At 43.9% G+C, this 10241-nt stretch carries 15 protein-coding genes; all 15 read left to right on the forward strand.

Going from position 1 to position 10241, the window contains the following annotated elements:
* Nucleotides 1-208 precede the first annotated feature (208 nt).
* The 15 genes from DWZ93_RS14275 to DWZ93_RS14345 all read left to right on the forward strand — a co-directional run bounded on the left by DWZ93_RS14275 (nucleotide 209) and on the right by DWZ93_RS14345 (nucleotide 10112).
* Nucleotides 209-655 carry a capsid assembly scaffolding protein Gp46 family protein gene (locus tag DWZ93_RS14275; RefSeq protein WP_118453350.1) on the forward strand — a complete coding sequence of 149 codons (447 nt, stop codon included), beginning with the start codon at nucleotides 209-211 and terminating at the stop codon, nucleotides 653-655.
* Between the two features lie 5 nt (nucleotides 656-660).
* A complete protein-coding gene (locus DWZ93_RS14280) occupies nucleotides 661-1554 on the forward strand; it encodes a phage major capsid protein (protein WP_118453352.1) in 894 nt (297 codons plus the stop codon).
* A 1-nt stretch (nucleotide 1555) separates the two neighbouring features.
* On the forward strand, nucleotides 1556-1717 hold the full coding sequence (locus tag DWZ93_RS14795) for a hypothetical protein (RefSeq protein ID WP_158574337.1): 162 nt from the start codon (nucleotides 1556-1558) through the stop codon (nucleotides 1715-1717).
* Between the two features lie 8 nt (nucleotides 1718-1725).
* A complete protein-coding gene (locus tag DWZ93_RS14285) occupies nucleotides 1726-2103 on the forward strand; it encodes a Gp19/Gp15/Gp42 family protein (RefSeq protein WP_118453354.1) in 378 nt (125 codons plus the stop codon).
* Nucleotides 2096-2428 carry a hypothetical protein gene (locus tag DWZ93_RS14290; RefSeq protein ID WP_118453355.1) on the forward strand — a complete coding sequence of 111 codons (333 nt, stop codon included), beginning with the start codon at nucleotides 2096-2098 and terminating at the stop codon, nucleotides 2426-2428. The genes DWZ93_RS14285 and DWZ93_RS14290 overlap by 8 nt, the downstream gene beginning before the upstream one ends.
* On the forward strand, nucleotides 2421-2648 hold the full coding sequence (locus DWZ93_RS14295; RefSeq protein ID WP_118453356.1) for a hypothetical protein: 228 nt from the start codon (nucleotides 2421-2423) through the stop codon (nucleotides 2646-2648). Before DWZ93_RS14290 ends, DWZ93_RS14295 begins: the two co-directional genes overlap by 8 nt.
* The gene (locus DWZ93_RS14300) at nucleotides 2629-2964 is read left to right on the forward strand and encodes a hypothetical protein (protein WP_118453358.1); all 336 of its coding nucleotides are present in this window, start codon (nucleotides 2629-2631) and stop codon (nucleotides 2962-2964) included. Before DWZ93_RS14295 ends, DWZ93_RS14300 begins: the two co-directional genes overlap by 20 nt.
* A gap of 12 nt (nucleotides 2965-2976) precedes the next feature.
* A complete protein-coding gene (locus DWZ93_RS14305; protein ID WP_118453360.1) occupies nucleotides 2977-3537 on the forward strand; it encodes a phage tail tube protein in 561 nt (186 codons plus the stop codon).
* Complete coding sequence (locus tag DWZ93_RS14310) at nucleotides 3537-3803, forward strand: hypothetical protein (RefSeq protein WP_118453362.1); 267 nt, start codon at nucleotides 3537-3539, stop codon at nucleotides 3801-3803. The genes DWZ93_RS14305 and DWZ93_RS14310 overlap by 1 nt, the downstream gene beginning before the upstream one ends.
* Nucleotides 3804-3946: 143 nt before the next feature.
* The gene (locus tag DWZ93_RS15070; protein WP_243061310.1) at nucleotides 3947-4183 is read left to right on the forward strand and encodes a DUF5361 domain-containing protein; all 237 of its coding nucleotides are present in this window, start codon (nucleotides 3947-3949) and stop codon (nucleotides 4181-4183) included.
* Nucleotides 4183-6051 (forward strand): phage tail protein, encoded by a 1869-nt coding sequence (locus DWZ93_RS14320; RefSeq protein WP_118453364.1) that lies wholly within the window; start codon nucleotides 4183-4185, stop codon nucleotides 6049-6051. The genes DWZ93_RS15070 and DWZ93_RS14320 overlap by 1 nt, the downstream gene beginning before the upstream one ends.
* Nucleotides 6048-6887, forward strand: coding sequence for a hypothetical protein (locus DWZ93_RS14325; RefSeq protein ID WP_118453366.1), 840 nt, complete (start codon nucleotides 6048-6050; stop codon nucleotides 6885-6887). The genes DWZ93_RS14320 and DWZ93_RS14325 overlap by 4 nt, the downstream gene beginning before the upstream one ends.
* Nucleotides 6878-7885 carry a Gp37-like protein gene (locus tag DWZ93_RS14330; protein WP_158574338.1) on the forward strand — a complete coding sequence of 336 codons (1008 nt, stop codon included), beginning with the start codon at nucleotides 6878-6880 and terminating at the stop codon, nucleotides 7883-7885. Before DWZ93_RS14325 ends, DWZ93_RS14330 begins: the two co-directional genes overlap by 10 nt.
* Nucleotides 7886-8737: a hypothetical protein gene (locus DWZ93_RS14335; RefSeq protein WP_118453370.1), complete on the forward strand. Its 852-nt coding sequence runs from the start codon at nucleotides 7886-7888 to the stop codon at nucleotides 8735-8737.
* 388 nt (nucleotides 8738-9125) lie between these two features.
* Entirely contained in the window at nucleotides 9126-10112 is a 987-nt protein-coding gene (locus tag DWZ93_RS14345) for a tyrosine-type recombinase/integrase (protein ID WP_118453374.1), read from the forward strand.
* Nucleotides 10113-10241: the final 129 nt, after the last annotated feature.

The following is a 10241-nucleotide window of genomic DNA, read 5'->3' on the forward strand; positions in this document are numbered from 1 at the left end:
ATTTTTATACCTATTTTCCGGGAGGTGATAGAACATGGCTACATCAACAATAAATATCTTGATCATTTGCATTGCGGTATTTGCTATATGCAAATTTACATAGCAATTAAATACAGATAATTTTGCCACGCAGAGATGCGTGGTATTTTTATGGCAACGCATGCCTTAAATGCGGTAACTATAAGCACTCAATCAGGAGGGAAACAAAATGGCAGACGATAAAACATTTACTCAGGCTGAAATGGATTCAATCATCGAGGGACGCCTCGCGAGAGAACGTGAAAAATACGCAGACTACGACAGCTTGAAGGACAAGGCTGGTAAGTATGATGAGATGCAGGCAAAGGGAAAGACAGATCTTGAGAAAGAAAAAGAGAAGTCCAGCTCTTTGGAGGCCGAACTCAACAAGCTTAAAAAAGCTGACACTGTGAGACAGGCAAGAGAAAAAGTAGCAAAAGACACTAGCGTACCGGTGGAATTACTGACAGGTGAGGATGAAGAAACCTGCAAGAAACAGGCGGAAGCAATTATGAAATTTGCGAAGCCGAAGAGCTATCCGGGAACTAGGGGAAACAGAGGACGCGCGACAGAACATCATGAAAAGGATGATGCAATGAGAGAATTTGCGCGTCAGATTTTTGGTAAAGGAGAATAAAGAGTATGGCAGCATTAATTACATCAGATTTTGAAATCCCGGCAGAGATTTCAGCAGGAATTTTTGAAAAAGCGCAGAAGGGTTCGACCCTGGCGCAGCTGTCTGGGGCAAGACCTCAGAAGTTTGGCAAACAGCAGGTATTTGTACTGACTGCACCGCCAAAAGCGGAATTGGTAGGAGAAGCGGCACAGAAGTCACCAACGCCGGCGTCTTACTCATCAAAAACGGTTAATCCGTTCAAATTGCAGGTGACAATGAGATTTTCACAGGAAGTGCAGTGGGCAGATGAGGATACACAGATTGGAGTATTACAGGATCTGGCATCCAATGCAGGTATTGCGCTTGGAAGAGCATTGGATCTCGTAGGTATTCATAAGATCAATCCGTTGACTGGCACGGTATCAGAACTTGTTAAAGAAGGTCTGATTGACACAAAACAGTTAATTACACTTGTGGGTACAAAGTACGACGAAGCGGTAGAAGCAGCAGCGGGAACTGTAATCTCAGCCGGTTATACACCGACAGGAATTGCAATGGATCCGGCGCTTTCGTTTGGACTGTCTACCATGAGAGACACAACTGGAAGAAAAATCTATCCAGAGCTTGGATTCGGACAGAACATTACCAACTTTGCAGGAATGAATGCAGCTGTTTCTGATACAGTATCAGCAAAGAATGAGATTAGCGTTGCATCTAAACTACTTGGGATCACAGGACAGTTTGATGCGTTCCGTTGGGGTGTGCAGAGATCCATCGGAGCACACCTGATTGAATATGGTGATCCGGACGGACTTGGAGACCTCCAGAGGAGCAACCAGGTTGCAATCCGTGCAGAGATTGTATACGGAATTGGAATCATGGACAGCAACGCATTTGCGAAAATTGTGAGTGGTGAATAGGATGAAGTATTTGTATAAAAATACGGGCGTGGTAGTGGAGTCTAGCGTAGAGCTGGACCCCGCTATTTTTATGCCTTATAAAGAGCCCGAACCGGCGAAAGAAGAAAAGTCACAAGCAAAGACTCCTGCGAGAAAAACAGCAACAAGAGCGAAAAAGAAGTAGGTGTAAATATGGCTTATGCAACATTTGAAGATATTATAAAACGCAAGCATTTGGAGACATCAGAAATGGAGCGTTGTGATGCATTACTCGAAGATGCAGCAATTATTATCGATGCGTACAATGCCAAAGCATCATCAGATGCAAAGAGGCTCGTATCTTGTAATATGGTAATTCGGGCGATTGGAAATCGCGATGAGAGCATACCGATTGGAGCGACACAAGGAACAATGTCGGCATTGGGATATTCGCAAAGCTGGACCAGTGCCGGTGGAAGTGGGGAATTATACCTAACAAAACTGGAAAAGAAGATTCTGGGAGCAGGAAACCACATCGGATTCTCGAATCCATATTCGAATATTCCGGATAAGGAGGTCTCGGATGATTAAAGGAATGCCGGTTAAACTGTATGAACGGGTACTGTCTGGTACAGATGAATTTGACCATCCAGTGTACACTGAAACCCCGGTGATAGTTGAAAATGTGCTAGTGGCTCCGGCATCGACCACGGAGATTCTTGACACATTGAACCTGACTGGAAAGAAAGCAGTATACAACATTGCAATCCCGAAAGGAGATAGTCACACCTGGCAGGATTGCCGGGTAGATTTTTTTGGTCAGTCCTGGAGGGTGATCGGACTCCCGCAGCAGGGAATTGATGAGAATATACCAGGTGCCTGGAATCAGAAGTGGATGGTGGAGCGGTATGAGTAAGAACAAGGTAAGAATCGAACTGAATCGCGCAGGCGTCAGAGAGTTGATGCAATCGCCAGAAATGCAGGCGGTATTACTGGAACAGGCAAATAAAATAGCATCAGCATCCGAAACAGAGACTTATGTGGCTCAGACCAGAGCTGTTACAGCTGTGTATGGGGATGATGGAAATAATGGATTGTTGAAGGCGGTTGGAAAACATGGTGGAAAAAACCATTAAGGATTATCTGCAAACTAGCCTGGGAATACCGGTTAGGCTAGAAGAGGAAGACAATCTCGGAAATGAATATGTATTGATTGAAAAGACTGGATCTGGCGCAGAAGACCATATCAAACGGGCGACGCTAGCTATCCAGTCTTATTCTATGTCCCTTTATGGGGCAGCAGAGCTCAATGAGCGAGTAAAAGAAGCAATGGAAAAATGTATAGAACTGGATGATATCTGCCGGTGCGATCTGAACAGCGATTACAACTATACAGATACAAGTCGTAAGAAATACCGTTATCAGGCGGTATTTGATATTGTCCATTATTAAGGAGGGAATAGAATGTCAGATGCGAAAAATGTAAGTGCTGCCAAGCCGAAAGTTGGTGGCGCTATTCATCGGGCACCACTTGGAACGAAGCTTCCGACCGACGCGAAAATGCAACTAGATACAGCGTTCCAGTCGCTTGGTTATTGCTCCGAAGACGGAGTTTCGAATAATAATAGTCCAGAATCAGATAACACAAAAGCATGGGGCGGTGATACGGTGCTAAATCAGCAGACGAGCAAAGAAGACAGCTATAAATTTAAGCTGCTCGAAGTATTGAACGTGAACGTTCTGAAAGCGGTATATGGAGATGAAAACGTAACTGGTGATCTGAAAGCTGGAATTACTATTAAAGCGAACAATAAAGAAATGGAAGCTTGCGCATGGGTAATTGACATGATTCTGAAAGGAGCTTTGATGCGAATTGTAATCCCATCAGCTTCGGTGACGGAGGTTGCCGAAATCAAGTATGCAGCAGAAGCGATTGGATATGAAACGACAATCAAAGCCACACCAGACGCAACAGGACAGACGCATTACACATATATCATCGAGAGCGAAGGGGGCAAAGAATAATGATTACCGGAAAAACAGAAAGTGGATTTGAATTTCAGCTCGATGAAGAGAATCTGGATGATTATGAGCTGTTAGAGAATCTCTGTGATATTGACAATGGAGATGCATCGAAAATTACAATTGCGGCGAATCAGCTGCTTGGCAAGGAACAGATGAAAGCATTGAAAGAACATGTCAGAAATGAGAAAGGAAGAGTATCTGCGGCGAAGATGATCGAAGAGATCACACAGATATTCAAGAATCAGTCAGGACCAAAAAACTCATGATCCTCGCCCACATGATAAATACGGATGAAAATGCGTTGATCTGCGATCTGGCAGAGACGTATCACATCTATGATTATAGATCCCTACCATTGCACATGGTGGGGATTTATGCATGTGGGTTGAGGCCTGATTCGAGAATCGGAATGAGGATATCTAACTCAAAGCTCACAACAGATCAGACAATCCTCGCTCTAATCGCAGACAACACCAGAGCGCTTGCCTGGTTGAACAGTGCGGATGGAGCAAAAGGGGTAAATAGACCAAAGTCTCTGATTGCGGCACTGCTTGATGAACAGACGGAAGAACGAGACATTGAAACATTTGAGTCCGGCCAGGACTTTGACGATGAGTGGAGACGTCGAACAGGAGGTGAGAAGTAGTGGCCACAGAACTTGCGAAGGCTTACGTGCAGATCATACCGTCTGCAGAGGGCATCAGTGAAAAAATCAAAGAAGAGATAGATCCGGGAGCGACGCCGGCAGGAGAATCGTTTGGCTCAAAATTGGTCGGTACGATTAAAAAAGTACTTGCGGCAGCAGCGATTGGAAAAGTCCTGAAAGCAACGATCCTGGAAGGTGCGGATTTGGAGCAGAGTCTTGGCGGTATAGAGACACTGTTTAAAGATTCTGCAGATAAGGTCAAGGCGAATGCCGCAAGGGCTTACCAGACAGCGGGCATGAGCGCTAATGAGTACATGGAACTGACCACCAGCTTCTCAGCGAGTCTATTGTCGAGTCTTAGTAATGACACTTCGAAAGCGGCGGATATTGCAGATATGGCTATGACAGATATGTCCGATAATGCTAATAAGATGGGCACCAACATGGAGGACATCAAGAACGCCTACCAGGGATTCGCAAAGCAGAATTACACGATGTTGGATAACCTGAAGTTAGGATACGGCGGCACAAAGACAGAGATGGAACGACTCCTTGCTGACGCTCAGAAAATCACCGGCGTGAAGTACGACATCAATAATTTGTCAGATGTGTATTCAGCAATCCATGTTATTCAGGGGCAGCTTGATATTACCGGAACAACTGCGAAAGAAGCGGCAACAACCTTATCGGGATCGTTCGATTCCATGAAGGCAGCAGCCAAGAATGTCATGGGAGAGATTGCGCTGGGAATGGATGTAAAACCGGCTTTGAATGCATTATCAGAGACGATTACTACATTTGTAGTGGGGAATCTTCTTCCGGAAGTATGGAATGTGCTATCAGCACTTCCGGGAGCACTTGTGAGCTTTATAGGAACTCTTATACCGCAGATTGTAACGGCATTGATGGAATTCGTACCGCAGGTGCAGGAACAGATTGTGGCAGCAGGACCACAATTCTATGAAATGGCAAGCAATATGATTAGTGGATTAAGCATCGGAATTCACACACAGCTCCCAAATTTGTTGCAGGATGGCGTCGAGATGCTTACAAATATCATAAATGGGATACTACAGAATTTGCCGCAGCTTATAACGATGGGTGGAGAACTTATTATTCAGTTTTTGAATGCCATATTACCGGCATTACCGATGGCATTAGAAGCTGGCGCACAACTGTTGCTAAATATCGTAAATGGAATTATCAATAATCTACCACAGATTGTCGTTGCAGTGGCGCAACTTATGATAAAATTTCGGGCAACAGTAGGTCAGCATCTACCACAGATTTTACAGACCGGAATTGAGATCATCGGAAAATTGGCAGCAGGACTCATCCGAGCAATACCGACACTGGTCGGAAAGATACCACAGATTATTACGGGAATAAAGTCGGCTTTCTCGAATGTCGATTGGGGATCGGTTGGTCATAATATTATCCGGGGAATCGCGAATGGACTTAAGAACGCAGGAAGTATGCTGTGGGATGCGGTAAAAGGCGTTCTTGGAAGTTTCAAAGATAATGTGCTGTCATTCTTTGGAATTCATTCTCCATCACGCTGGGGCATCTATGTCGGACAGATGATTGATGCAGGTTTCGCAAAAGGTATTATCGGTGATCTTCCGGCAGTGAATTCGGCAGTTGACCAGATACGTGCAGTAGCAATGAGCCCATTTGCGAACGCAAGCCTCAGCTATGACATGCAGGGGACAACAAACGTATCCAGAGATGCCGACCAGGAAACGGTTAATCGTCTGGATATTCTGATCGCGTTGTTACGAGCAATCCTAAATGGAAGAAACGATGGAACATTTAGTGAGCGCGAGCTAGTCCGCGCACTGAGAGATATGGGGGTTGTATTTGCATGATAGAAATCAAGTATGTATGCTCAAATGGAAAAGAGTACAACCTGATCGGGGACCGGATGCGAGCGACATCCGGTTCTTTTCATGAGTATCAATGGAAGTCGATGACAACAGATCAGCAGATGGGTGTGGATGTTTATGGATTTGAAAAAGAACCAAAAACATATAAGACCACGCTAACATTTCGTGGACCGCTGGAAGAGCGAAAAGCAAAGATGGACGAGCTGACCAATTGTTTTGAGTACGATGTTGTAAATCTCACTCCAGGACGAGTATGGTTTGGAAGCTATTATATTGACTGCTATATTGATGAAATAACTACAGAAGTATCGTCTGTAAGAAATTGTTGGACAGACATGAAAGTTAGCATTTATTGCCCATATCCAATGTGGACAATGGAGCAAACGAAAAGTTTTTATCCGGATTCGGCGGATAAAGGAGAACCTTACGAATATCTGGATTATCCGCATGATTATGCTTACGACTATTCGAAACCGTCGTCCGGAACTGAGCATTGGTATGTAGATCACTACAGAAGCAATAATTTCCGCATGACGATTTACGGACCGTGTGCGAATCCACGAATAATAATTAATGGACAAGTCTATCAGATTTACGACACACTGGAAGTGAATGAGTATATTGTAATTGATTCGAGAAAAAAGACGATTATTAAGAGGCTTGCGAATGGAACGGAGCAAAATATCTTTTACAAGAAATCAGCAGGAAATTCAGTGTTTGCGGAAATCCCTTCGGGCGATCTTTTGGTGAGCTGGAGCGGAGCATTTGGGTTTGATATTACGATATTCAAAGAAAGGAGCGTACCGAAGTGGATCTGATAAAGACAAATCCGTATGGCATACAATTGGGGTATATCCGGAACGCTAACATAGATTTTGAAATAGGAGCAGATGAAAAGGACAGCATCAATGATTTTGAGATCGAACTGAAGCGTTGGAACTGGGATGGATCCATCGGATACGGAGCCAGGGTATTTTCACCAGATACAGAATATGGTGGAATTGTTCGGGAAATCAGTACAGACACATCGGCGAATATCATCCGTGCAAAGGGTGACACCTGGCGAGGCATGATGACTAAAAAAATCATACAGCCGTCGAGCGGGCAGGATTACGCTGTAGTGTCGGGGGAGCTTAATTCGATCATTAAAGCAAAGGTTGAAGCTGAGTTTCCAAGGCTATTTTACGGCGTCGAAACAGATACCGGCGTTAACGTGACGAATTATCAGTTTGATAGATACTGTACGCTCCATAGCGGGTTGACCAAGATGCTTAAATCTGTAGGATATCGTTTAGACATTAGATACAAGGAAGGCGATGTCGGAATGCCCGGATATGTAAGGGTGAGAGCAGTTCCGATTAATGACCTGTCATCAGAGTATGAATTCACGAACGATAACAATATGAATTTCACGACCGATGACAATCGACGCGGAATCAATCATCTAATCTGCCTGGGAAAGGGAGACCTAAAAGACAGGATAGTTGTCCACCTATACGTTGATCAAAACGGAGAAATTTCGCAGACACAGCAGCATTTTACGGGTAGCGAAGAAATTGTAGCTATATACGATAGCAACGGATCAGAAAAAGATGATCTGATCAAAAATGGAATCAAGGAGCTGGAGTCGAAAAAATCCAGTATGTCATACAACATGACCATGACAAAGCTAGAGGGGAATATTGATGTCGGTGATATCGTAGGTGGAAGAGACTACCTGACGGGCATAAGCATGAAAAAGCCGATTGGCAGGAAGATTTGGACAATATCTTCTGGAAAAGAAAAGGTTGAATACAAATTGGAGGGCGATAATTAAATGGAGATTATTACTGGATATGTAGGAAAGAAGCATGTGACATCGGAACAGGAAAGAGACATCAATCAAGGCATTGTAGGCCCAGGATCTTACGTATTGAAGACGGGCATGCAAATGGAAGCAGAAGTTTCTTCTAACAATGAAATTAAGATCAGAGATGGAGTGCTGATGCATCAGGGATGCGCTGCATCAATTAAAAAGAATACTTACGATTCATTAACCATCATCAATGGTAGTCAGGGCATGAAGCGTATTGACTTAATTGTTGCAAGATATGAAAAGAATCGTGATGATGAAACGGAAAGACTTGGATTAAAAGTTATCCAGGGAACACCGACAGAGTCCAATCCGGCAGCTCCGGAATATACAGAGGGAAGTATTCAAGCAGGAGATTACATTGCAGATATGCCGATGTATCAAGTGATTATCAATGGATTAAACATTACAGAGGTAAAGCGATTGTTTGAAGCTGAACCGGATATCGACACTTTGAAAAAAGAGTTTGCTGAATTAAATGGCAAGATGGAAAATCAAAAGCGCAAATGGACAAAGCTTTGTGAGATTGCCGGCAACCAAAATTCCTCTAAAACGTTCACTGTAGAGGATTTAAGCGGTTATTCCGAGATATTGCTGACTTGCGGACCTGCGGTAATACATCAAACAGGACGCATCCTTGGTTCCTCGACAATCCCTATAAAATTATGGAATGCTTGCAATACTGATTACAGTAATGGCTACTTTCAGTCTACGTATGGATCCAATACATACATCGCGGGTGTAACAAGATTGTCTGATACATCCGTGAAGTTATATGCGAATTCCAGTACACTTGCTGGCTTGTATGTCCGCTAATCAGTTACCCAGCAGGCTGTAAATGAAATATAATTTCCAGTATTTTTATTACAGTACAGCGTCACTACACCTGCATCGTTTACGAATATTCGGCTACCAGGATTTCCGGAACTATCGAATTGATCAATGCCACTTGTTCCGAATGATATAGCTATGGTATGTGGCGGAAGAAATCCTTCTTGGATGGTGCCAATCACTCGACCATTAACAGCACCTTGTCCCTTTTTGTAATTCGTAACATTGAAGACGACCATCTTACCCATCTTGTACAGCTGGTATTCTGTGATGGGATTGTTTTGATCGGCAGAGGTCAATATTCCAGATTTGCCATTTAATTAAGTAAGCGGATGGCAATATGCTACACTCAAATCAAAAAAGGAGTGTGGCTATGGAACAGAAAATCATGGAAGTAATGCGACGGATGCAGGACATGTTGTCAGAAGAACAACTCCGGGAATTGCAGTCAGCTCTCCGGGTGACGTTCGATGGATGCGAGCTACAGCCAAGAAGCGAGCTGATGGTGTTGGATGATAGTTGGCAAGGGGATCTGGAAGATTTTCTGATGTCAAAAGCACTGGAAGGAAAGAGCAAGGCGACAATCATCCGGTATCGGTACGAGCTGGAAAGATTGCTATCGTACATCAATAAGGCAGTGGTCGATATTACAGACGCTGATATATCGAATTATATGAGGACATACAAGAGAATTCGGAACATTAAAAACAGCACTCTTAAAGGTGTGCGGTCGATATATAGCAGCTTCTTTTCGTGGCTGCGTGATCGAGACCGGATCCGAAAGAATCCGATGGTGTTGGTGGAAGACATTAAGGTTCCAATCAGGGTGAGAGAGCCGTTCACGGATGCGGAGCGAGAGAAACTTATGAGAGAATGCCGGACGCTTCGGGATAAGGCTATGATGGAATTTCTGTATTCCACAGCTGTCAGAGTTGGAGAATTGGTAAAGCTGAACCGGGGCGACATCAGATTTTCCACAAAGGATCTGATTGTATGTGGTAAGGGCGACAAGGAACGAGTTGCTTATTTGAATGAACGTACTCACATGTACCTGTTGGAATATCTGGAGAGTCGAACAGATACGAATCCAGCACTGTTCGTGTCGCTCAGATCACCGCATGAAAGACTGACCGACAAAGGTGTAGAAGATATTGTACGTAGGACCGGCAGAAGAGTTGGCGTGAAAGCGTACCCGCATAAGTTCCGAGGTACATCAATTACCAATGCTCTCAATAGAGGAATGCCATTGCAGGAAGCATCCTGTATGGCAGGTCATGTCAAATCAGACACAACATTAAGGTATGCTCAGTTGGATCAGGATTCAGTGAGATACCATCACAAGAAATATTTAAGCGCATAACATACAAAAAAATAAATGAGGAAAGGAGACTCCCCTTTAATCTCCGTGTTGTCAATACATCCGGCTAATGGTCGGGTGCTTTTGTTATGCGCTTTTATATAGTAACTATTAACTTTAGATTCAAAGGAG

This window comes from Dorea sp. AF36-15AT (genome assembly GCF_003477705.1).
GTDB classification, from domain to species: domain Bacteria; phylum Bacillota; class Clostridia; order Lachnospirales; family Lachnospiraceae; genus Claveliimonas; species Claveliimonas ammoniilytica.

Coding starts and splice junctions, on each gene's coding strand:
- DWZ93_RS14275 (WP_118453350.1), top strand. CDS start 209: ATGGCAGACGATAAAACATTTACTCAGGCTGAAATGGATTCAATCATC.
- DWZ93_RS14280 (WP_118453352.1), top strand. CDS start 661: ATGGCAGCATTAATTACATCAGATTTTGAAATCCCGGCAGAGATTTCA.
- DWZ93_RS14795 (WP_158574337.1), top strand. CDS start 1,556: ATGAAGTATTTGTATAAAAATACGGGCGTGGTAGTGGAGTCTAGCGTA.
- DWZ93_RS14285 (WP_118453354.1), top strand. CDS start 1,726: ATGGCTTATGCAACATTTGAAGATATTATAAAACGCAAGCATTTGGAG.
- DWZ93_RS14290 (WP_118453355.1), top strand. CDS start 2,096: ATGATTAAAGGAATGCCGGTTAAACTGTATGAACGGGTACTGTCTGGT.
- DWZ93_RS14295 (WP_118453356.1), top strand. CDS start 2,421: ATGAGTAAGAACAAGGTAAGAATCGAACTGAATCGCGCAGGCGTCAGA.
- DWZ93_RS14300 (WP_118453358.1), top strand. CDS start 2,629: ATGGTGGAAAAAACCATTAAGGATTATCTGCAAACTAGCCTGGGAATA.
- DWZ93_RS14305 (WP_118453360.1), top strand. CDS start 2,977: ATGTCAGATGCGAAAAATGTAAGTGCTGCCAAGCCGAAAGTTGGTGGC.
- DWZ93_RS14310 (WP_118453362.1), top strand. CDS start 3,537: ATGATTACCGGAAAAACAGAAAGTGGATTTGAATTTCAGCTCGATGAA.
- DWZ93_RS15070 (WP_243061310.1), top strand. CDS start 3,947: ATGAGGATATCTAACTCAAAGCTCACAACAGATCAGACAATCCTCGCT.
- DWZ93_RS14325 (WP_118453366.1), top strand. CDS start 6,048: ATGATAGAAATCAAGTATGTATGCTCAAATGGAAAAGAGTACAACCTG.
- DWZ93_RS14335 (WP_118453370.1), top strand. CDS start 7,886: ATGGAGATTATTACTGGATATGTAGGAAAGAAGCATGTGACATCGGAA.
- DWZ93_RS14345 (WP_118453374.1), top strand. CDS start 9,126: ATGGAACAGAAAATCATGGAAGTAATGCGACGGATGCAGGACATGTTG.